At 42.6% G+C, this 22,375-nt stretch carries 28 protein-coding genes; 22 read left to right on the top strand and 6 right to left on the bottom strand.

Features of this window, described 5'->3' with window-relative positions; translation table 11 throughout:
* Positions 1-367 precede the first annotated feature (367 nt).
* The 14 genes from trpD (at position 368) to ACXQIQ_RS02670 (ending at position 11,611) form a co-directional block, all read left to right on the top strand.
* On the top strand, positions 368-1,390 hold the full coding sequence (gene trpD, locus ACXQIQ_RS02735) for an anthranilate phosphoribosyltransferase (protein ID WP_439300265.1): 1,023 nt from the start codon (positions 368-370) through the stop codon (positions 1,388-1,390).
* A complete protein-coding gene (gene trpC, locus ACXQIQ_RS02730) occupies positions 1,383-2,144 on the top strand; it encodes an indole-3-glycerol phosphate synthase TrpC (protein WP_439300266.1) in 762 nt (253 codons plus the stop codon). The genes trpD and trpC overlap by 8 nt, the downstream gene beginning before the upstream one ends.
* Positions 2,141-2,791, top strand: a complete 651-nt coding sequence (locus tag ACXQIQ_RS02725) for a phosphoribosylanthranilate isomerase (RefSeq protein WP_439300267.1) — start codon at positions 2,141-2,143, stop codon at positions 2,789-2,791. Before trpC ends, ACXQIQ_RS02725 begins: the two co-directional genes overlap by 4 nt.
* Entirely contained in the window at positions 2,766-3,974 is a 1,209-nt protein-coding gene (gene trpB, locus ACXQIQ_RS02720) for a tryptophan synthase subunit beta (RefSeq protein WP_439300268.1), read from the top strand. The genes ACXQIQ_RS02725 and trpB overlap by 26 nt, the downstream gene beginning before the upstream one ends.
* The gene (trpA, locus tag ACXQIQ_RS02715) at positions 3,967-4,767 is read left to right on the top strand and encodes a tryptophan synthase subunit alpha (protein WP_439300269.1); all 801 of its coding nucleotides are present in this window, start codon (positions 3,967-3,969) and stop codon (positions 4,765-4,767) included. The genes trpB and trpA overlap by 8 nt, the downstream gene beginning before the upstream one ends.
* Positions 4,754-5,710: an aldolase catalytic domain-containing protein gene (locus ACXQIQ_RS02710; RefSeq protein ID WP_439300270.1), complete on the top strand. Its 957-nt coding sequence runs from the start codon at positions 4,754-4,756 to the stop codon at positions 5,708-5,710. The genes trpA and ACXQIQ_RS02710 overlap by 14 nt, the downstream gene beginning before the upstream one ends.
* Before the next feature lie 34 nt (positions 5,711-5,744).
* Positions 5,745-7,925 (top strand): anthranilate synthase component I, encoded by a 2,181-nt coding sequence (locus ACXQIQ_RS02705; protein WP_439300271.1) that lies wholly within the window; start codon positions 5,745-5,747, stop codon positions 7,923-7,925.
* A 161-nt stretch (positions 7,926-8,086) separates the two neighbouring features.
* Complete coding sequence (locus tag ACXQIQ_RS02700; protein ID WP_439300272.1) at positions 8,087-8,338, top strand: hypothetical protein; 252 nt, start codon at positions 8,087-8,089, stop codon at positions 8,336-8,338.
* Positions 8,339-8,349: 11 nt separating this feature from the next.
* A complete protein-coding gene (locus tag ACXQIQ_RS02695) occupies positions 8,350-8,826 on the top strand; it encodes a GNAT family N-acetyltransferase (RefSeq protein ID WP_439300273.1) in 477 nt (158 codons plus the stop codon).
* A gap of 26 nt (positions 8,827-8,852) precedes the next feature.
* Complete coding sequence (locus ACXQIQ_RS02690) at positions 8,853-9,380, top strand: 5' nucleotidase, NT5C type (RefSeq protein ID WP_439300274.1); 528 nt, start codon at positions 8,853-8,855, stop codon at positions 9,378-9,380.
* Positions 9,381-9,386: 6 nt separating this feature from the next.
* On the top strand, positions 9,387-9,941 hold the full coding sequence (locus ACXQIQ_RS02685) for a GrpB family protein (protein ID WP_439300275.1): 555 nt from the start codon (positions 9,387-9,389) through the stop codon (positions 9,939-9,941).
* Positions 9,942-11,084: an amidohydrolase family protein gene (locus ACXQIQ_RS02680; protein WP_439300276.1), complete on the top strand. Its 1,143-nt coding sequence runs from the start codon at positions 9,942-9,944 to the stop codon at positions 11,082-11,084. It abuts the gene before it with no gap.
* Positions 11,085-11,279: a hypothetical protein gene (locus ACXQIQ_RS02675; RefSeq protein ID WP_439300277.1), complete on the top strand. Its 195-nt coding sequence runs from the start codon at positions 11,085-11,087 to the stop codon at positions 11,277-11,279.
* On the top strand, positions 11,276-11,611 hold the full coding sequence (locus ACXQIQ_RS02670; protein WP_439300278.1) for an MGMT family protein: 336 nt from the start codon (positions 11,276-11,278) through the stop codon (positions 11,609-11,611). The genes ACXQIQ_RS02675 and ACXQIQ_RS02670 overlap by 4 nt, the downstream gene beginning before the upstream one ends.
* A 98-nt stretch (positions 11,612-11,709) precedes the next feature.
* Here the strand turns inward: ACXQIQ_RS02670 and ACXQIQ_RS02665 are convergent, their stop codons facing one another.
* On the bottom strand, positions 11,710-12,216 hold the full coding sequence (locus tag ACXQIQ_RS02665) for a GNAT family N-acetyltransferase (RefSeq protein ID WP_439300279.1): 507 nt from the start codon (positions 12,214-12,216) through the stop codon (positions 11,710-11,712).
* A 77-nt stretch (positions 12,217-12,293) separates the two neighbouring features.
* Positions 12,294-12,731, bottom strand: a complete 438-nt coding sequence (locus tag ACXQIQ_RS02660) for an Lrp/AsnC family transcriptional regulator (RefSeq protein WP_439300280.1) — start codon at positions 12,729-12,731, stop codon at positions 12,294-12,296.
* Between the two features lie 182 nt (positions 12,732-12,913).
* On the opposite strand from ACXQIQ_RS02660, the gene ACXQIQ_RS02655 reads away from it, so the two are divergent.
* The 7 genes from ACXQIQ_RS02655 to ACXQIQ_RS02625 all read left to right on the top strand — a co-directional run bounded on the left by ACXQIQ_RS02655 (position 12,914) and on the right by ACXQIQ_RS02625 (position 17,586).
* Positions 12,914-13,972: an oxidoreductase gene (locus ACXQIQ_RS02655; protein WP_439300281.1), complete on the top strand. Its 1,059-nt coding sequence runs from the start codon at positions 12,914-12,916 to the stop codon at positions 13,970-13,972.
* Between the two features lie 160 nt (positions 13,973-14,132).
* Positions 14,133-14,738, top strand: coding sequence for a superoxide dismutase family protein (locus ACXQIQ_RS02650; protein ID WP_439300282.1), 606 nt, complete (start codon positions 14,133-14,135; stop codon positions 14,736-14,738).
* 96 nt (positions 14,739-14,834) lie between these two features.
* Positions 14,835-15,032: a hypothetical protein gene (locus tag ACXQIQ_RS02645; protein WP_439300283.1), complete on the top strand. Its 198-nt coding sequence runs from the start codon at positions 14,835-14,837 to the stop codon at positions 15,030-15,032.
* A gap of 116 nt (positions 15,033-15,148) precedes the next feature.
* The gene (locus ACXQIQ_RS02640) at positions 15,149-15,595 is read left to right on the top strand and encodes a GNAT family N-acetyltransferase (RefSeq protein ID WP_439300284.1); all 447 of its coding nucleotides are present in this window, start codon (positions 15,149-15,151) and stop codon (positions 15,593-15,595) included.
* A 14-nt stretch (positions 15,596-15,609) separates the two neighbouring features.
* Positions 15,610-16,266, top strand: coding sequence for an HAD family hydrolase (locus ACXQIQ_RS02635; RefSeq protein WP_439301948.1), 657 nt, complete (start codon positions 15,610-15,612; stop codon positions 16,264-16,266).
* Between the two features lie 11 nt (positions 16,267-16,277).
* Positions 16,278-16,739, top strand: a complete 462-nt coding sequence (locus tag ACXQIQ_RS02630; protein ID WP_439300285.1) for a DinB family protein — start codon at positions 16,278-16,280, stop codon at positions 16,737-16,739.
* An 85-nt stretch (positions 16,740-16,824) separates the two neighbouring features.
* On the top strand, positions 16,825-17,586 hold the full coding sequence (locus ACXQIQ_RS02625) for an NRDE family protein (protein ID WP_439300286.1): 762 nt from the start codon (positions 16,825-16,827) through the stop codon (positions 17,584-17,586).
* 50 nt (positions 17,587-17,636) lie between these two features.
* Here the strand turns inward: ACXQIQ_RS02625 and ACXQIQ_RS02620 are convergent, their stop codons facing one another.
* Complete coding sequence (locus ACXQIQ_RS02620; RefSeq protein ID WP_439300287.1) at positions 17,637-18,095, bottom strand: DUF2512 family protein; 459 nt, start codon at positions 18,093-18,095, stop codon at positions 17,637-17,639.
* Between the two features lie 134 nt (positions 18,096-18,229).
* Here ACXQIQ_RS02620 and ACXQIQ_RS02615 point away from each other — a divergent pair, with 134 nt between their 5' ends.
* Complete coding sequence (locus ACXQIQ_RS02615; RefSeq protein ID WP_439300288.1) at positions 18,230-19,825, top strand: multicopper oxidase family protein; 1,596 nt, start codon at positions 18,230-18,232, stop codon at positions 19,823-19,825.
* Positions 19,826-19,832: 7 nt separating this feature from the next.
* On the opposite strand, the gene ACXQIQ_RS02610 is transcribed toward ACXQIQ_RS02615, so the two are convergent.
* From ACXQIQ_RS02610 to ACXQIQ_RS02600, 3 genes are read right to left on the bottom strand one after another with little or no spacing between them, the layout of a single operon-like run.
* Positions 19,833-20,255 (bottom strand): hypothetical protein, encoded by a 423-nt coding sequence (locus tag ACXQIQ_RS02610; RefSeq protein WP_439300289.1) that lies wholly within the window; start codon positions 20,253-20,255, stop codon positions 19,833-19,835.
* A 53-nt stretch (positions 20,256-20,308) separates the two neighbouring features.
* Positions 20,309-21,994, bottom strand: a complete 1,686-nt coding sequence (locus ACXQIQ_RS02605; protein WP_439300290.1) for a sodium:solute symporter family protein — start codon at positions 21,992-21,994, stop codon at positions 20,309-20,311.
* Positions 21,991-22,308 (bottom strand): DUF4212 domain-containing protein, encoded by a 318-nt coding sequence (locus tag ACXQIQ_RS02600; RefSeq protein ID WP_439300291.1) that lies wholly within the window; start codon positions 22,306-22,308, stop codon positions 21,991-21,993. Before ACXQIQ_RS02600 ends, ACXQIQ_RS02605 begins: the two co-directional genes overlap by 4 nt.
* Positions 22,309-22,375: the final 67 nt, after the last annotated feature.

The raw sequence follows: 22,375 nt of genomic DNA, 5'->3' as shown, positions 1-22,375 counted from the left end.
CATTGTATGCAAAAAGAGGAACATAAAATTAATCTCTTGACAAATTGTCAGTAAATTTACTACTATAAGTTTAAGTTTTTAGAATGAAATTAGATTAGTTGAGATGAGAATGAGAGACGAGTTTGAGAGAGTTGAGGCGAGCTAAGGTACGTTTACAGAAGACAAATCCTTGGGCACCTTTATGTCCATAGGATTTTTTTATTTTTATACCTTCCTATTTCCATACCTCAGCTCTATCCGTACTCCGTTCAGAAATGGAGAGTGATAGAGATGGAACTTCTATGTATTGATGTACAACTCAAATTTATCCCACCTTGAACTTCTCTTGATCTACCTATGAATCAAATAGATCGAGAGGAGACTACAAATGATACAAATCCAATTAAAGAGAGCAATAGAGGGCTTTACTTTTACAGAAAAAGAAGCCAAATCGATCATGGACCAGATCATGACGGGGCAGGTCAACTCCAGTCAGCTTGCTAGTTTACTGACCATTTTAAGGATGCGTGGTGAAACGGTTGATGAACTGACAGGCTTTGCACGTTCAATGCGAGAACATGCCGTCCGTTTCCCCGTGAACCTTGAAGATGCTGTAGATACATGCGGCACTGGCGGAGATGGTTCCAGCACATTCAACATTTCCACAGCATCAGCCATCGTCATGTCAGCGTTAGGCGTAAAGGTCGCGAAGCATGGTAACCGTTCATTCTCTTCGAAAAGTGGAAGCGCAGATGTTCTTGAACAACTGAACATTCCGACACAATCTGGTGTAAAAGAAGCGCTGAACGCTTTGGATTCGCATTCGATGACGTTCTTATTCGCGCCACTCTATCATCCTGCGATGAAACATGCTGTGCAGCCGAGAAAGGACATCGGTTTCCGTACGGTGTTCAACATACTCGGACCGCTCTGTAATCCAGCTGGCTGCAGCCGACAATTGATCGGGGTTTATGAACCGATGTTGGCGGATAAAATGGCGCAGGTCGTTCAACGACTCGGCATTCAAAAAGCTCTGATTGTCACAGGCTCAGATGGCTTGGATGAGTGCACGATTACGACCTCCACAAAAGTGCTGGTGGTGACGCCGGATTCCATTGAATCCATGGAACTGATTCCAGAAGATTTCGGGCTTTCGAGAGGATCTTTGAAAGACATACAAGTCGGTTCACCGAGTGAAAGTGCCCACTTGATCCGCCAGGTATTCGGAGGCACTTCCAATTCGTCAGCTAAAAACATCGTCATCCTGAATGCAGCTGCCGGTCTAGTCGCTTCTGGAAAAGCGGATTCTTTTATAAAAGCCGTCCCGATTGTGAAAGACGCATTGGAATCTGGTAGGGTCATGAACCACTATTTGAGCATGACGAACACAGAGGAGCGTTCGTATGCTTAACAAAATCGTCGAAACGAAAAAGCAGGAACTCTTAGATATACCAACATCCTTTGAAGATCATGCTTACCCGATCCGGTCTTTGTCTGATGCAATAAAGTACCCGACTCGTCAGCTGGGACTCATTGCAGAGGTGAAGAAAGCATCACCTTCAAAAGGGCTCATACGTGAACATATCGAACCTGTTGAAATTGCAAAAACATACGAACAGGCTGGTGCCGATGCAATTTCCGTTCTGACAGATCGTGATTACTTCCAGGGATCGAAGGCGTACTTGACGGAAATCCGGAATGCTACCCATCTACCTCTTCTGAGAAAGGACTTCATCATTGATCCGATCCAGGTAGAGGAAAGCAAGGCGATTGGGGCCGATGCAATCCTGTTGATCCAAGCTATTTTGGAACCGGTGCAGGCAAAAGAACTTTTTGTAGTAGCAAAAGAACTTGGACTGGAAGTGTTACTCGAGGTGCATTCCATCGATGAGTTGGACACCGCGCTTTCAAACTTTACACCAGATCTACTAGGTATCAATAACCGTGATCTCCGGACATTTGAAACGAGAGTGGAGCATACGCGGATAATTGCTGAACAGATCCCAGAAAATGTCCCCTTCATAAGTGAGAGTGGCATCGTTACGAAGGAGGATGTCTCATTGGTCGGAAAAGCTGGAGCAAAAGGGATACTGGTCGGTGAAACGTTGATGCGTGCGAAATCCATCCCCAAATGTATAGCCGATTTGTTTGGTGATATAGAATGACCAAATTGAAGATTTGTGGAGCACGTTCACGTGAAGATTATGTGAAAATCCAAAAAAGCTCGGCCGATTATGCCGGATTCATTTTTGCAGAAAGCAAAAGGAGAGTTGCGCCTCAGGACGTGAAGCGTTGGACCATCGGAAACCAAGGCATTTCTCATGTCGGTGTATTCGTAAATCCGACCTTAAAGCAAATCAAAGAAACATTGGTAGAGGTAGATCTAGATGTCCTTCAGCTCCATGGCACAGAATCTGTCTCATTCATCAAGCAAGTGAAAGCCCAGACGGATAAAGTTATCTGGAAGGCACTGCCTCATTCTGAACAGACGCTCGATGAAATGGCCGACTACATGGCAGTAGTTGATGGATTCGTCATTGATACAAAGGTGAAAGGAAAAACCGGTGGGACAGGTATTCGTTTTGATTGGGAAGCGATTCCTGCTTATACAGAACTCGCAAAAAAGAATGAAAAGCTTTGTTTGATCGCGGGTGGTATCCATCCAGACAATGTACAAGCGTGTCTTTCTAAAAAACCTCTCGGGATCGACCTGTCGAGCGGTGTAGAACAAAATGAACGGAAAAGTGAAACGGAAATCAGCAAACTGACAGAAAGGATGAACGCATATGCCAACAGCATTGTATCCAGATAAAAAAGGACGTTTCGGGCAATTCGGAGGGCGATATGTTCCTGAAACGTTAATGTTCGCTCTAGAAGAATTGGAAGGCGAATTTCATGAAGCCATTCAGGATCCCGACTTTCAGGAAGAGCTTCATAAAGAATTGAACTTATATTCCGGTAGACCGACACCGCTCACTTATGCGGAAAACACGACCAAAAGATTTGGTGGAGCAAAAATCTACTTGAAACGTGAAGATTTGAACCACACAGGTGCGCACAAGATCAACAATGCCATCGGACAAGTTTTACTCGCTAAAAGAATGAACAAAACGAAAGTCGTTGCAGAGACAGGAGCAGGCCAACATGGTGTAGCAGTCGCGACTGCATGTGCTCGTTACGGACTGTCTTGTAAAGTATTCATGGGTAAAGAAGACATTGAACGTCAATCGTTGAATGTTTTCCGGATGAAGCTGCTGGGAGCAGAGGTCGTCTCAGTGACAAGCGGCAGCAAAACCTTGAAAGATGCTACGAATGAAGCGATCCGGTACTGGGCAGGTGCCGTGCAGGATACCTTCTATTGCATCGGTTCGGTCGTTGGACCTCATCCTTATCCTATGATCGTACGGGATTTCCAACGGGTCATCGGTTTGGAAACGAAGGAGCAGCATGTTGAGTTTGAACGAAAACTTCCAGAAACCGTCATCGCCTGTGTGGGTGGTGGCAGTAACGCGATGGGCATGTTCCATCCCTTTCTGGAAGATCAGGAAGTGAATCTCATCGGAGTAGAAGCTGGAGGACTAGGAATCGAGACAGGCAGACATGCCGCTTCCATCACGACAGGTTCAATCGGTGTGTTACATGGCTCAATGACATATCTCAATCAGGATGAGAGTGGTCAAATCGTTGAACCTTACTCCATTTCTGCAGGTCTCGATTACCCAGGTGTAGGACCGGAACATTCTTACCTGGCTGCGTCTAAACGGGTGACCTACAAAACGATTACAGACGCAGAAGCGTTAGATGCACTGAAAATTCTCTCAGAGGAAGAAGGGATTTTACCCGCGATCGAAAGTGCACATGCCTTGGCGCAAGCATTTAAAGAGGCAGAAGTCCAGCCTGAACACACGTCCATTGTCGTTTGTCTTTCCGGACGTGGTGATAAAGATGTAACAACCATCATGAATTTGCTAGAGGAGGAAGGAAGCAATGAATAAGCGATTCGAATCATTGAAAAACGATTCTAAACCATTGTTCATCCCGTTCATCATGGCAGGAGATCCTACACCGGAAGACACCATCGAGACCGCGTTGATTTTACAAGAAGAAGGAGCGAATGTTCTAGAGCTTGGAATTCCTTATTCGGATCCGCTTGCTGATGGCCCCGTCATTCAAGAGGCAGCGAAACGTGCTAAAGGAATGACCATCGGAAAAGCGATGAAACTTGTCGGAGAAATGCGTAAGAGAGGTTTGGAAATTCCAGTCCTCATCTTCACTTATATTAATCCTTTCCTACGACTTGGAGAGGAGCAGTTCTTCCAATTGGCTAAAGAGAACGATATTGATGGGTTATTGATTCCAGACCTGCCATTTGAAGAGAGTGAAAACTTGCGGGAAAGATGTGATGCAGAGTCCATCAGCTTCATATCTCTGGTCGCACCAACGACCTCCCCTGAGCGGTTGATTCAGATTGCTCAGTCCGCCCAAGGCTTTTTATACTGTGTTTCTTCTCTAGGAGTCACAGGTGAACGAAAAGACTTCCATCCTGAAACGAAAAGACTTTTGCAAGAATCGAAGTTCTATACAGATGTGCCGGTGGCATTAGGATTCGGGATCTCAACGAGACAGCAGTTCATCGATGTAGGGGAAGTGTGTGACGGAGTCATCATCGGTAGCTCATTGATCAAGAAAGCACACGAGTTGAGAGAAGATCCATCTGCTGATTTCAGAAGTGCCTTTAGAGCTTACTTATCTTCACTCGTAAAAGGTGAACAACATGTCAACAGCTAAAATCATCGACTGTACGATTCGAGATGGAGGACTCGTGAACAATTGGAATTTCAGCATCGAGTTCGTAAGTAATTTGTATGAAGCGCTTGATCAAGCAGGGATCGAATATATGGAAATCGGTTATAAAAACGCACCTGGGTTAGTGGGAGATGAGGATACTGGACCTTGGCGCTTCTGTCGGGAAGACCTATTAACGAAAACCATTCCCATTAAGAAGCGGACCAAGTTGTCCGTTATGGTGGATATCGGAAAGTTTACACTAGATGATATACCGATAGCACAAGATAGTCTGATCGACATGATCCGTGTTGCTTGCTACAGTTCTCAAATTGAAGAAGCCATCACCACTGTCAATGTGTTGCATGAAAAAGGATATGAGACGTGTCTGAACATCATGGCAGTATCGAATGTGGATCAGGTGGAATTGAAACAAAAGTTGAGGAAAGTCCAACATTGTTCAGTCGATGTGGTCTATATCGTCGACTCGTTCGGAAGCTTGTACATGGAAGAAATCCGTAGATTGGCGGAAATTTACAAGCGCATGTTACCAGATAAACAAATCGGTATCCATGCACACAACAATTTGCAGCTTGCTTTCGCCAACACCATTGCAGCAGAGCAAGCAGGAAGCAGGTTTTTGGATTCGACAGTGTATGGAATGGGAAGAGCAGCAGGCAATTGTCCCACCGAATTGTTGATTGGTTATCTACAACCAAAATATGATCTTAAACCCGTTCTAAAGGCCATAGAAGAAAGCCTAATCCCGCTTCGTAAAGAAATGGAATGGGGTTATCTGATTCCTTATGCCATTTCAGGTCAGATGAATGATCATCCTAGGAAAGCGATCGCTTTACGAGAAAAGGATGAATTGAAAGACAAGTACGTAGCGTTTTATGAGCAATCTAAAAGCATGGAAGAGAACCCTCTTCAAGCTGCAAAATAGTTGAGAAAAGCTGAGACAGGAGAGTTAGTTGAGCATGAGGAACTTCTTACAATTGATGAACAAACAAACTTTACATGAGTATGAGACAGAAGGCGGAATGAAGATCTCTCGGTCAAAAGTTGTTGTGGAAGGCTCAGAGGAGCTGGAGCTGATCCTAAAGGATATCGACCACAGCCAAGGTGGGCTATTTTCAAGCCGATACGAGTACCCTGGCCGTTATTCCAGATGGGACGTGGGTTTCATCCATCCACCCATAGTGATCCGAGCAAAAGGAAGGGAATTCTCGGTCAAGGCGTTGAATGCGAGAGGCAATGTATTGCTGAATGCGATCCAGACGCATTTAGAAAGCATTGAGGAATTGGCTTCTCTCTCATTGGATAAAACGGTACTGACTGGAAAGGTGATAGAGACGGAGGCTGTTTTTACAGAGGAAGAAAGAAGTATGCAACCATCTATCTTCACGGTCATCAGAGCAATCAAATCATTGTTTGCGTCTGAGGAAGACTCTTTCCTGGGTTTGTATGGTGCATTCGGATACGATCTCGTCTTTCAATTTGAAGCCATCCAACAAAAATTGAGGAGAGAGAAAAATCAAGCGGATCTGGTCCTCTATCTCCCCGATGAAATCACCGTTATTGATCATCAAACGAAACAGGCTTACCAGTTATCGTACGATTTTCAATACGGAAATCAGCATACGGAACATTTCAAGCGATCAGGAACAAAGATAACTCAAAATAAAAGCTCCGTACGATCTGTGCAGGAGTATAAGCCGGGTAAATATGCCAATCTCGTTCATCAAGCTAAAGCTGCCTTCAAAATGGGGGATATGTTTGAAGTTGTACCATCCCAGACCATTTATGAATCGTGTGAGTCCAAACCATCTGAAGTATTTGAACGGCTACAGGAAATCAATCCGAGCCCATATGGATTCATCATCAACTTAGGGAATGAGATACTGGTCGGTTCATCTCCTGAAATGTATGTCAGAGTCGAAGGCAATCGGGTGGAAACCTGTCCGATCTCCGGGACCATCAAACGTGGGAACAATGCGATTGAGGACGCCGAACAAATTCGGAAACTCCTCAATTCGAAAAAAGATGAAGAAGAGCTGACGATGTGTACGGATGTCGACCGGAATGACAAGTCTAGAATCTGCATACCTGGCTCTGTTAACGTTGTGGGCAGAAGACAGATCGAACTGTATTCCCACTTGATCCATACGGTTGACCATGTCGAAGGTTATATGAGACCGGAATTTGATGCGCTGGATGCGTTCTTGACACACATGTGGGCAGTAACCGTTACAGGTGCTCCGAAAAAAGCAGCCATCGATTGGATCGAAAACCATGAGGAGACCCCAAGAGGCTGGTACGGTGGTGCCGTCGGATGGTACAGTTTCAATGGAGATTTGAATACAGGATTGACCTTGAGGACGATACGGTTGAAGGATGATGTCGCCGAAATTCGTGTAGGAGCAACCTTACTTTATGATTCCATCCCTGAAGCGGAAGAAGAAGAAACGTTGACGAAAGCTGCAGGTCTTCGGAAGGCGATCAAGCAGTCGAATACCGGTCATGAAACAGCTCAATCAACCCAACCTGGTAATGGCAAAAAAATTCTTATTGTGGATCACGAAGATTCCTTCGTCCACACGTTAGCCAACTACTTTAAACAAACAGGAGCTGAAGTCGTTACGCTCAGAGCACCTTTTGCACGTGAAGCATTGATGAATGAATCACGCTTTGATTTGGTTGTCCTGTCTCCAGGGCCTGGACTGCCTGAACGATTTGATGTTTCTTCAACCATTGAACGATGTATCGAAAAAAAGATTCCGATCTTCGGCGTTTGTTTAGGATTTCAAGGAATTGTAGAATACTTTGGAGGATCTTTAGGTGTCCTTGATTACCCTCAACATGGGAAAACCGCCCATATCACTAAAATGGGAGTATCTCAATTGTTTGATGGGTTACCAACGCGATTTCAAGCCAGCCGCTACCATTCTATTTATGCCGAAACGATTTCGGAATCCTTGGAATTAACGGCGCGGTCTGATGACGATATCCCGATGGCGATAGAACATCTAGACCTTCCCATCTATGCGGTTCAGTTCCACCCAGAATCAATTGTCAGTTCGGCCGATCAAATCGGAATCAAAATCATCCACAATGTGATGAACGCAGTACGCAAGCATGAGAAAAAAGTAAAAGTGTAAACAAAAGTTACCTGCAGTCTAATAGAGCTGCAGGTATTTTTATGAGTACCTAAGATGGAGAAGATCCTTACAAGAGCAACTAATAGAAACCTTCACCCATATTAAAGGAAATCATCACAATATATAGAAGTGTATGGAAAGTGTGAATGGAGGGATGAGTGATGAAAGGTCTGGTTTCCATACTCGCGGGCATTATTATTGGAGCACTGATTGCTTATTTCACCCTGGATTATAGTGGAATGACCATACAACACATGGGTGATGGTGGAGGAGAAGCAATCCGAACAATCAATGAACTGGATGTCGACTTATTGTTGGATAGCGCTCTCATCATCATAGGGATATCTGCATTCATCTACATCATCTGGTCCATGATCGAGAGAGGTCAGCACAAAAGAGAAATGCAGAGATAAGGATGGTATCAATGTATATCAGACACATCACCTCTGATGATTTCTTAACAATCTTACCTAAAATGAATGATTGGTGGGGCGGACGAGAGGTATCTCATCTATTGCCCCGCTTTTTATGCGATCATTTTCAGAATACGAGTTTCGTAGTTGAAGAAGAAAATGAAGTTACGGGTTTTCTGATTGGATTCATCTCCCAAACAAGAGAAGATGAAGCTTACATCCATCTCGTAGGTATTGATCCAAAACAGCGTAAATTGGGGAAGGGGAAACGGCTCTATGAGACGTTTTTTGAAGTTATAGAAAAACAACATGTAAATAAGGTATACGTCATCACATCACCAATTAATGCAAACTCAATCGAATTCCACTTACATATTGGTTTTGAAATCATACCTGGAGACAAGGATATAAATGGGTTACCTGTTCACTCAAACTACGATGGACTAGGAAATGATAAGGTTTTATTTGTCAAAAATCTATTAGGTTGATTAGCAGACAGTTGGGGGAGTAGAGTTTGAAAAGAATTGCGATAGATATGGATGAGGTCATAGCTGATTTCACAAAAAAACATCTTCAAGTTTATAACGAAGCCTATAAAGAAGATTTGAAGATGGAGGATCTGAATGGTACTCGTTTATGGAAAATAAGAGCATCATTGTCTCGAGAAATCTTAGATTTTGTGGACGATCCAACGTTTTTCCGTGATTTAGAGGTAATGGAAGGTAGTCAAGAAGTGATCCGCGAACTGACAAAACAGTACGAGGTATATATTACGACAGCGGCTATGGAGCATCCCAATTCATTCACAGCAAAACATGAATGGCTTAAAGAACACTTTCCTTTCTTGAATGATATGAATTTCGTATTTTGTGGGGATAAAAGTATCATTCATGCAGATTATCTGATTGATGATAATCCGAAACACTTTGCAAATTTCAAAGGAGAGGGCATCCTTTTCACTGCGTCACATAACATTCACGAACAAAAATACACGAGAGTTGATTCCTGGAAAGAAGTCTATCAATTGTTAATAGGGGAGTAATAGAGTATGTGTACAAACAAGATAGATCTCAGACCCTACGACCCAGAATGGAAAAATAGTTTTAATCTAATCAAGCAAGGAATTCAACATGATTTATCAGATTTAATCTTAGCAATTGAACATGTAGGAAGCACGTCTGTGACTGGACTTATCGCTAAACCGATTCTTGATATCGATATTGTTATCGACTGCAATGAGCTACTACCGGAAATCATAACTAGATTTAAAAAGTTAGGGTACGAACACGAAGGTGACTTAGGAATACTTGGGCGTGAAGCATTCCGTAAAACAAACTCAAGTGTCACTGAAGATTGGCATCGGAATGATTGGATGAAACATCACCTGTACGTTTGTACAAAAGATAACGAAGAGCTAAAAAAGCATATCATGTTCAGAGATTTTTTGAGAACGAATCCTGAAATCGTTAGAAAGTACGGTCAATTAAAAAGGAATCTGGCAAACTCGTCAAATCATCGTGAAGCTTATACCGCAGGTAAAACTGAATTCATCAAAGGTATTCTGGATCATTTAATGCAAGATACGGATTTAAGAGGTTCTTAAATGAAAAAAATCATTTTTCCAGCATTGATCGGTACTGTCTTATTCCTTACCTGGTACATATACAACGATGCAAACCAGGTGAACGTAATCAGCACAACTGATTATAAAAGGGTAGAGAACGTTGCAAACACCATTGAGCAGATGAGAAAGGACTCGGATAGCTCCACCCCTCTACACGAAGTGTACGAAAAACTTACTGTCATAGATGTACATAGTCACGACGCTCCCTTATTAGATGCTTCAGAGAGACGGAAAAGTGAGCTAAGTAGCTCTCTATTGGAAACCTGGAAAAAGTATGGTATTGATCGTACCGTTTTATTTGGGAACGTCTCTGAACCCGAAGCCATTCAAACTGACAAGTTAGCTTGGCAGTATTACGAAAAATATCCGGATCATATTTATCCATCATTTGCAGGCATTCCATTATCAGAGGACTCGGATGGCATTGAAAAGGTTAGACAAAAGTTGGAGCAAGGATACCTTAATATTGGTGAACTCTTTGCTGCATCCACTTATTCGAGTCATTCCGGTCTACCGTGGAAAGCTGAACACCCGCACTGGGGTCTCTTACCTGAAATCTATGATTTATGTGCTGAGTATCAGGTACCGATTTTACTTCATATCGACCCACCAAACGGAAAGAACATGGCCTACTTGAAGAAGGCTCTACGAATTCACCCAGACACCATTTTTGTTTATGCGCATGCGAATGTCCATAACACACCTGAAAATTTAAGATCATTATTAAGGAATCATGATCATCTCTATATTGATTTCTTTCCTGGCTTCACCCGTTATAATGAAAACAGTGAACAACAGCTGGCAGATTTTGTTCCGCTCATTGAAGAGTATTCTGATCAGTTCTTTTTAGGATCAGATTCAGGTTACGAAATCGGTTTGGAAAATGCGTATAAAGCGATGTACGAATTAATTCATTTGCTTACTCCTGAAACGGCTGGAAAAGTCGCTTATCAGAATTATGAACGGTTGATCGAGAATCAGCCCCCAACCGATAATCAAATACAGGAAATCAAAACCTTAACAAACGAATTGAAACTCAATCCCAAAACGTACAAATTAAATAAACGTGAAGCTAATGAATTGATCTTTGATCTAAAAAAGAAAAGTTTGAAGGAGTCTTGAATGAATAATCTCACTCGTTTTGGTAAAATGAACTTCGTGTTATCCGTGATCTTTATCGCGCTTGGATTTGTATGTATGATGAATCTATTGAAAGTGGAGCAATCCCAGACATTTGCAATCATTTTTATAGGACTGGGAATCTCTCTTGGTTTTACATCATTAATCTATCAAAAGAATGGTAGGGATTCAGCTTGAAACCTTTCACAAATGAAGTCATCAACATCATCGGTGATATTCCTCCTGGAAAAGTGATGACATATGGTCAAATTGCAAAACTGGCAGGAAGCCCGAGAGGAGCACGACAAGTAGTCCGCGTACTCCATACCATGAGCAAAGCCTATGAGCTGCCTTGGCACAGGGTCATCAACGCAAAAGGGGAAATCTCCATTCAGGAAGAAACTTTAGCGCGAATGCAAATAGAAGCGTTGGAAGAAGAAGGCGTACATGTGGATTCATCAAATCGGGTTGATCTAAGCCAGTTCAGATTTGAGCCTGATCATGAAATGGACGATGTTAACATCATATGATTATGGTTAACAAACCCTCAAACCGTATAGTTTGAGGGTTTGTTTTGGTCGAAAAATACAGTGCTACGATAAGCGTATTATGGTACCAGTCATCTCACTTACAATACTACTGTATACTTATTTAATTCTTCCCTATCACCAGGTAGAGTCACACAACCATCATGGCTCATTCCGAGTTTCCCCAAGAGCTTAGAGGATGATTGATTATCTTTAGTGGTAATGGCCACAATTTTTTTCAACCCAATGTTTTTAGCATATTCTAATGTTTTGCTAGCTGCTTCAAAAGCATATCCATTAGATTGATAATCTTTAAGAAAGGCAAAACCGATGTCGACGTCCACAAGTCCTTCTCGTTTTATCAGACCACACAATCCGATAGGCGTCTGACATTCTTTGAGTTGTGCTAAGAAAAGTCCAAACCCCTCGCGTTCATACATAGCACGAGGGCCGTTTTTAATATAGGAGGTAGCATCACCTAAATTATGAATACCTTTATCCCCAATATACTTGATCCATCCTGGTTCATTTAAAAGCGTATAGATAAACTTTGCATCTCTATCTTCTATCCATCGGAGTGTCAGTCGTTCAGTTTCAAATACTTTCATTTATTGGGCAACCCCTTCATTAGTATGGAAATTCGAATTCATTTAAATCAAGGCAGCAAGAATATTCTAAACAAACACTAATCTTTGATGATAGGTGTAATGTTTTTGAAGTCGATCGGAGAAGATAAGACTACCAAAGTTGTAGAATCCCCGTGTTCTCCACTAGTATCAATAAAGGTTTCTAATGTTTCCATTGATTCAGATACAACTTTAAGTAAGTAATTGTATCGACCGCTAATTCGATGTAATTCAACCACATCTGATGATCCTTTACAGAACTGGATGAACTTTTCACAATTCTTAGTATGAAATAATAAGAAAGCCGTTGTTGTTCTGTTAACTTTTTGCGGGGTTAGGATTGCACGGTAATGATCAATCACCTTATTTTCCTCAAGCCTTTTTATCCTCTCTGTGACCGCAGGCTGTGACATTGAGACCATTTTACCTAATTCAGTCATTGAAATTCGTGCATTGTTTTGCAGATTGATTAATATTTCAATATCCGTTTTATCCACTTTCTTTCCCCCTTATCCATGTAAATTTACGCAAAAATTTACACCTTTAAATTCATTTGTTAAGCTCAATTATTTTCTTAATTTTATAACAGAATCATTTAAAAGGCATTGGATTATGCATGTAAAATTCCTTTTCAATTCATTACCATTATTGTAATCCATACAGAAAAGGAGAATCCAAAATGGAAGACATTTATCCAAATTTACTAAGCCCTTTCCGGATTGGTAATTGGAAGCTTAAGAACAAAATAACGATGGCTCCCATGACACGTGGTTTTGCTGATGACAAGACTGGTGTTGTGGGAGATGATGTTGTCGAGTACTACAGGAAGAGAGCTGCTGATGGAGTTGGTCTTATCATTACAGAAGGAATCATAATCAGCCCACGTGCGAAGGGTACTTTCAACCTGTCTGGTTTATATACAAACGAACAGGTTAAAGGATGGCGAAAAGTAACAGATGCTGTACATGAAGAATATGGGACCATCATTGCCCAACTGTGGCATGTAGGTAGACTTACACACCATGAAGTAGCGGCTGGTTTACCTCCTCAAGCTCCTTCTGCCATCAGAGCAATAGGACATGTACATCGTTATGGAAAACCGTTTGATAGGCCTGAGGAAATGACGGAAGAGGATATCAAAGAAACAATCAAACAATATGCCACAGCTGCCCATAATGCAATGCAAGCTGGTTTTGATGGTGTAGAAGTCCATGGGGCTCATGGGTATTTGATTGATCAGTTCAATTCGGAAGTCTCCAATCATCGTACAGACGAGTATGGTGGACATCTGGCTAAGCGGATAACGTTTATGAAAGAAGTTCTTCAAGCCGTTATGTCTGAAGCTGGAGATAATAATACAATCATCCGCTTTTCTGAATTGAAAGATGATGCACCTCAATACAAGTGGAGAGACCCGGAAACCACCATTCAGACATTTACGGAAGCTTTTAAAGAGGTGGGTATTAAGATCATTCATCCCTCGGTACATCAATTTGACAAAGTGTTACTAAGGGGCCAGACATTTCATGAAGTTGTTCGAAAGCACTGGGACAGTAATATTATAGGTGTCGGAAATCTTAATCCTGAAATGGCTGAAACCGCAATTCAAAATAATGTTATCAATCTAGCAGCATTCGGTCGGCCATTGCTTGCTAATCCAGATTTTGTAACAAAGCTCGAGAGAGGAAAACCATTAGAAATCTATGATAGCCAAAAGCATTTGATAAAGCTCACATAGAAAAAAGTAGATAATCTTAAATATAATGATGTGACCGTTTTTTCGTAGGAAGAAGGGTGGATTTTCATTAGGAAAGAAGGCCACATTATCCTGCAAAACGTTTAAAATCTGGGAAATCTGTGAAGGGTCCTGTAACAAATAATTGCAGGGGGAGATTTGGATGAAACGTTGGCTATTGTATTCCATCTTATTTCTGTTTGTTATGTCACTAGCAGCATGTAGCACAAATGTAGGTGAAGACGCTCCTAATGACGAAGATAACCCTACATTGAGTGGGAATGAAAATGAAGGCAACGTTAAGGATGACATTGTTCCGGTCTCTGTTGATCTAAAGAATAGTGATGGCGACAAGATCGGCACGGTCGATCTGGAACAGCAATTCGAAGGGGTATTGATCACTATCAAGGCATCCAATCTATCGCCAGAAGAACACGGTTTTCACATTCATGAGAAAGGCATTTGTGAGGCACCAGATTTTAAGTCTGCTGGAGGTCACTTCAACCCGAATGATGCAAGTCACGGCACCGATCATGGAAACGAAGCTCATGCTGGGGATTTGCCGAACCTTCATGTCAATGAGGATGGAGCCGTTCAAGAAGACATACTCGCCGAAAAAGTCACACTGAAAAGCGGCGAACCCAATTCACTGATTGGTTCAACCGGAACTGCGTTCATCATTCATAAAGGTGCTGATGATCAAGAGTCCCAGCCATCTGGAGATGCTGGTAGTCGTGTAGCATGTGGTGTCATCAGTAAAGCAGAGTGAGCCAATTACCGATGCTTGTCCCTGTATAAATCTTGATTTTGCGTCATACACTTGCACCACTTCCCTTTTTTTGTTTTCAAAAACAGGATGAAAGGGGTGAATGACGTGCAAGGGAATATCTTCACGTATTTTGCAGCGTTGGTAGCGGGTTATTTGTTGCTAGGTATTTCATTAGAAGGCACCTTTTTGGCAAGCTTCGATTCTGCAATTGATATCATTGGAATCATCACGGTTATTGTATTTGCTGCGGTTCTGATTTTCAAAGGTGTGAAACAGATGATACACAAGGCTTGAGTGGTACTCTTTTCAGGCAACCTGACTGGGTTGCCTTTTTCTAATTAAGTGCAAAATCGGCCGTACTGAGATATCCTTGAGTTAGTAATTATTACCATGAGGAGTGACGTAATTCTATGATCATCAATCCAGTGACAATGAATGAATTGGACGATATTGCAGACCTCTTTGATCAATATCGAGTGTTTTACGGAAAAGCCTCTGATTTTGAAGCAGGGAAAGCGTTTCTTCGTCAACGTATAAAAAATGAAGAATCCATCATATACATTGCTCACGATGAGGAAGGTCGACCGATGGGGTTCGTACAGCTTTATCCCATTTTCACATCCGTAGGTCTGAAGAGGCAATGGTTATTGAATGACCTGTTTGTGGCTGAAAAACATCGTCGTGAAGGAGTGGCTGAAGCCTTGATGGCCAAAGCGAAAATACTTGCAGAGCATACCGATGCTTCCGGTATTTTGCTTGAAACAGCTGATGATAATGTCCAAGCTCAAGCGCTTTATGAAAAACTAGGATACCAAAAGGACACAGATCATTTTTATTATTTTCTCCCAGTAGAATAGCGGAAAGGATGATTATCATGAAAACGATCATTTTCGATTTCGATGGAACTTTGGCAGATACATTACCTCTCTGTTTTCATTCCTTCAACACCGTCTTCCACCAATTCGATCAGAAAGAATATCACCCTGAAGAAATCAAAAGCATGTTTGGACCTCCTGAAACGGAAATCATACGAAATCAATTGGAAAACGATCGGTACGAAGAGGCAATAGAGTGGTATTTTGAAACATATGCTGAGCAACATTCTAAGTTTGTTGATTTCAATAAGGACATGCATCAATTGTTATCACAATTAAAGGGAAATGGATTCAAGCTCGGAATCGTAACTGGTAAATCCCGAAGAAGCCTTGATATTTCTTTGAAAGAATTGCAGATGGAAGCATTTTTTGATGTCACAGTGGCGGGGGATGAAGTCGAACAGACGAAACCGGACCCAGAAGGCTTGATTGAAATTTTACAGATGATGGACGCAAAGAAAGAAGAAGCGATGTTTCTTGGTGACAGCGACGCTGATATTGAGGCCGGGAAGAGAGCAGGCGTATTTACGATCGGTGTACAGTGGTTACCGAATACGCAAGTAGCGGAATTTGCAGTAGAACCTGATCACATACTGGAAACAGTGGAGGAATTCTTTCACATGGATGTTGTAAACCAAAGTAAAACTCAATAGGAGGGTACCGAATGCTCACTTTATTCCAATACAATTGGCAGGTCCGAAATGAATGGTTTGAATGGTGCAAGCAAGTTCCAGAAGATGAATTACTTGCAAAGCGTACAGGTGGAGTCGGAAGTATTCTTGAAACGTTGTACCACATTGTCGACGTAGAATATAGCTGGATTCAAATTTTACAAGGAAAACCTGATATCGAAGAAGCTTTCCATAAGTATGATTCGCTACAAAAGGTCATTGATCTTTCTGAAGAATGCCATCCGGAAGTGGAAGCATACCTAGGGAATTGGACCAATCAAATGGAAGAAGAGTTGGATCTTCGGTTCAACAAGTTCAGGAAAGGTGAGATCCTCCGCCATATCATAGCGCATGAGATCCACCATAGTGGACAACTCTCCATTTGGTCAAGAGAAATCGGTCGCAAGCCTGTTTCAGCCAATCTGATCGACAGAAGACTGGTTCTTTCCAAATAATAGGGCTTATTACGTGTACGATGGTCTCTCGTCAGGAACAATAATCATAAGATTAAAAGAAAAAGACCAGAAACGAGGGTAGCGAATGTGCGTCTTATTTTTCGCTTATAAAATACACAATCAATATCCACTCATTGTTGCAGCAAACCGAGACGAATTTTATGAAAGACCGACTGCCCCTGTTCATTTCTGGGAGGATGACCCATCCATTCTTGCAGGACGAGACCTGAAAGAAAAGGGGACGTGGATGGGGGTATCGACAAAAGGAAGATTTGCAGCCTTGACGAATTTCAGGGATCCCAATGAACCGACGGAAAACAAAATTTCACGAGGCCAACTCGTTTCAGATTATTTAAAGAGTAAAAAAGACACATTTGAATTTCTAAAAGAAAAGCAAGAAGATCGGAACCATTATCGTGGCTACAACTTGATTGTTGGAAATGAAGAGGCACTCTTTTATTATTCGAATGTCCAAAATGAAATCAGAGAGCTTCCACCTGGAATTTATGGACTCAGCAATCATTTCCTAGATACCCCTTGGCCGAAAGTTGAAAGAGGGAAGGAAGACTTGGAGCAATGTCTTTCGAAATCAGAGGAAATGGATGAAGAATGCTTGTTTGAAATATTGAATAACCGAGATCCGGCTGACCGCCACCTGTTACCGGACACTGGGATTGGCTTGGAATGGGAGGAAAAATTGTCTTCCATCTTCATTGAATCGGAACGGTATGGAACACGTTCTTCGACGGTTTTGAAACTCGGTTTGAATCGCTACGTAGATTTGACTGAAAGAAGTTTAATTGATGGTGAACTGAACACCGAACATTTCTCTTTCCATTTCGAATAAAAAAGGTGACGGGCATCTGAAACAGAATGCCACGTCACCTTTCTTGTTTTCTACTTGTCTTCGTCGCTTTCGTTGATTAACTTATCATCTGCTGGTGCAAACTCTTCTCCAACTTCAACAGCGTATCCGTGTCCTTTAACATCTGCTTTGGATGGGTGGAGAGGATTCGTCACTTCTATAAACATATGGTAAACAAATTCCGAAGCCGCAATACCTAAGGAAGTGATCCCTGCTCCGAGGAGGCGATTATAGGCTGTATCGACGATCGGCTCGGCTAAAAGAAACAGGACGATGAACACGAACCCGAAATCAAGCGCAGTAGCAAAGAAATTGCCTAGTTTCTTCAACACGTACAGATCCCCGATTGGGTAACCGATTGCCGTAATCAAGGCGGATACCCATAAAGCATTCAGTATCGACACCCCGAAAAACGGCGTCAAAACAGAAAGGCAAAGACCGTATACAATGACAAATTTAGAAGAGATCGCAACAATATGTCTGATATTCAAATTGGATAGCTCCTTTTATTCATCTTTTCTATTTCTATGGTTTCCCATTCGCTTTTTAATATTACGCTGAACATGGTACAGGTTTGAGGCGCATACATAAGTAATGGAGGAACAGCACAACTAGGAGGGGTACCATGAAGATCAACCCGTTCAATACACCTCTTCCCATTCCGAAAATACAGAGACCTTTGTATGTGAAAGAAGGGGTTGCCTATTATGAAGTGACCATGAAACAAATGTATCAAAAGCTTCATAAAGACTTACCAGATACTGTCATTTGGGGGTATCAAGGGATTTATCCTGGTCCTACATTGGAAGTGAAACGGAATCAGAAGATTCGAGTAAGATGGATGAATGATTTGCCGGCTGAACATATCCTACCACTTGATCACACTGTCCATGGTGCTGGAGTACAGGTTCCCGATGTTCGCACCGTCGTCCATTTGCACGGAGCGCGTGTAAAACCGGACAGTGATGGATACCCGGACGCCTGGTTTACGAAAAATTATCAGGTGGTTGGATCTTTTTTTGAACAAGACACATATGAGTACCCGAATGACATGGAAGCGACGATGCTCTGGTATCATGATCACGCAATCGGCATAACGCGCCTGAACATTTATGCTGGGTTAGCAGGAATGTATATCATAAGAGATGAACATGAGGAACAATTGAACCTCCCTAAAGGAGCGTTTGAGATTCCATTGCTGATTCAAGATCGATCGTTCAATCCCGATGGAACATTTTATTATCCTGCGAAGCCCGATAATATGACGACACCCGTCTATCCATCGGTTGTACCGGAATTCTTCGGTAACACCAATCTTGTTAATGGAGTCGTATGGCCTTATTTAGAGCTTGAACCAAGAAAATATCGTTTCAGATTGGTGAACGGATCAAACGCAAGATTTTACCGGATTTCCTTGAGCAACCAACAGTCTTTTTACCAGATTGGAACTGATGGGGGACTTAGAGAAGAACCTCTGGAATTGAAAAGTTTCTTACTCGCACCCGGGGAGAGGATTGATCTGATCGTTGATTTTTCGGATTTGAAAGGGCAGACGATCGTATTGAGGAATAAGGCACCAGCGCCTTTTCCGGATGGCGAACTGCCAGATCCGTCAACGACCGGGCAAATCATGGCTTTTAAGGTGACGAAACCTCTCACTGAAAAGGACACATCTGTGATACCGAAAACATTGAATAAGATCAAATACTACAATGAAAACCAAGCGTCCATCATCCGACCTTTGACTTTAGTTCACCGAGAGGATGCTTACGGTCGACCAATCATGTTATTGGATGACCTTAGATGGGACGATCCGATAACGGAGAACCCTGAGTTAGGGGCAATTGAAATTTGGAGCCTCATCAATATCAGCGACGACACACATCCGATTCATCTCCACCTCATCCAGTTTCAAATCTTGGATCGGCAATCGTTTGATGTCGATTATTTTAACGAAACGGGAAACTTGAAATACACAGGTGATCGAAGGGGACCTGAACCATACGAAAAGGGCTGGAAAGACATCGTAAGTGCGAACCCAGGTGAGGTTACACGTATCATCGGAAAATTCCAACCTTATACAGGCCGGTATGTATGGCACTGTCACATGCTCGAACACGAGGATCAAGAGATGATGCGGCCGTACGAAGTCATCCCGAAACAAAGTCGTCTTCACCAGCTTTTCAAAAGAATACGATACAAAAGAAAGAAGGATGAATAACCTGTATTCATCCTTCTTTCGGGTTTTCTTTTATGAAATGTCCGGATCCTAACCAAGCGGACAAGGCAAATATGAGATAGATGGCCTGTGTTGCAAAGTTTCCTTGTAGAACGAGCTGCAAACCGACTCCGATACCGAGGGATGGGATGACGATGAGCAGGGTGCGCATGATCCGTTCGAAACCTTTGTTTCTCGGTAGTGGCCAAATCCGAGAAAAGATGACCCCTAACGCTACTCCTAATGCGGATACAATGATGATTTGAAATATGACGGTAGGTGTCGGGAATGGCCAATCTGCGATGTAATGTCCAAGCAGATAAAAAATCTCCAGGAAAAGAGCGATTCCAAGTGCTTTCTTGATCACTTTCAAATCCAGATAAGGTTGAAACATATATAACGCAAGCGTAAGTAGTCCGAAGAAAACCGTCATAAATCATTTCCTCCTCGATATGTAAAAAGGGGGGAAGATTCTCCCCCAATTGTTCAACCTGTCTTGTCCATCACCTTCGGTACGCGGATATCTTCCACCATTTGTTGAATGTCTTCTGGTGGTGCTGCTGTCCTTCGTGAAACGATGAAAGAGATGATGAAATTCAACAATGCACCGACTACTCCGATTCCTTGAGCGTTGATGCCAAAGAAACTTTCCAGAACAGGTGCGTCTGTACCGAAGATTTGAGGTGAGCGCATCAAAAGGATCATGATAACAGTAAAGGCTAGACCCACTGAAATTCCCCAAATCGCTCCTTCACGATTCATCCGTCGATCGAAGATGCCTAGTAATATTGCAGGGAATAAGCTGGCTGCCGCTAACCCGAAGGCGAATGCGACCACTTCGCCAACAAATCCTGGTGGGTTGATGCCGAAATAACCAGCAACGATAACAGCCAAAAAAATCATCAGTCGACCGACTTTCAAACGCTGTTCCTCACTTGCATTCGGCCTGTAGATTCTGAAATAAATATCATGGGAAACTGCGCTGGACATGGCCAGCAATAAACCTGATGCGGTGGATAAAGCAGCCGCTAGACCTCCTGCTGCTACCAGCGCGATAACGATTGGAGCAAGACCAGCTACTTCCGGAGTAGATAGCACAATGATATCCCGGTCAATAGTCACTTCATTCGTTGCTTCATTGGATGAGAAGGCTAGAACGCCGTCTCCATTTTTATCATCAAGCGTCAGTAACCCCGTTTCTTCCCACTTCGAGACCCATGCTGTTTCACGAACTTCGTTGATCGGTTGATCGTTAAAACTGTTGATTAGATTATATTTTGCAAAAACACCTATCGCGGGTGCTGTTGTATAGAGCAATGCGATGAATAGCAATGCCCATCCAGCAGACCATCTTGCTGCACGGACGTTTTTGACTGTATAAAATCGGATGATGACGTGAGGTAAACCAGCCGTTCCAATCATAAGCGCCAGTGTGACCGCAAATACATTGAGAGCGGACATGTTCTGGAATGGAGCTAAATATTCCTTCAGTCCCAGTTCAACCTGTAGGACACTCAATTCTTTCGCAATATCACTGAATGTCAAAGCCAATTGAGGTACAGGGTTTCCTGTCAATTTGAACGAGATGGCAACTGCTGGAATCAGGAAAGCGACAATCAGGATAGAATATTGGACGACCTGTGTCCAGGTGATTCCTTTCATTCCACCTAGTACGGCAAAAAATGCGACAATGGCCATTCCTATAAGTACGCCAATGACAATGTCCACTTGTAGATAACGGCTGAATACGATTCCGACACCACGCATCTGTCCCGCTACATATGTAAGTGAGATGAAGATTGTGGCTACTGCCGCAACCGCACGTGCACCATTGGAATAATAGCGGTCACCGATGAAATCCGGTACCGTATAGCGACCGAATTTACGCAGATACGGTGCTAAGAGGAGGGCAAGGAGTACATATCCCCCTGTCCAGCCCATCAAATAGATGGTGCCGTCATACCCTAGGAATGAGATCAGACCTGCCATCGAGATGAACGATGCAGCTGACATCCAGTCCGCAGCAATTGCAGCTCCATTCGCGACTGCCGGAATGTCATTTCCAGCCACGAAGAAATTGCTCGTATCTTTCACTTTTGAGCGCCACCCGATATAGAGGTAGATGGCGAAGGTAAGAACGACGAGCGTCAAGGTAAGGGTTTCTACACTCATGTCGATACCCCCTTATCCTTCGTTTTCTTCTTCGTCAATATGACCTCCTGTACGTCATACTCTTCATCGAGCTTGTCCATCCGTTTAGCATAATAAAAAATCAAGATCAAAAAGATGATGATTGAACCTTGTTGTGCAAACCAAAAAGCCAATGGAACACCAAAGAACTGAACTTCACTGAGAGGTTTCGCAAGTATGATGGCAGCGACTAAGGAAACGAGTGCCCAAATGACGAGCAGCACCTTGATTAGACGAGTATTTTTCTTCCAATATTCATGCTGCTTTTTTGTCATGTCTTGTTCGATGTCTTTCATCTACTACACCTCCTGATCATGTTCCGTGACTAATTCGACAGATGGATGAAGGTTCATGGTCCTTGAT

The sequence above is a fragment of the Pseudalkalibacillus sp. Hm43 genome (assembly GCF_054170705.1).
The sequence above is the reverse complement of the archived record's forward strand: the minus strand, read 5'-3'. Positions and strand labels throughout refer to the sequence as shown.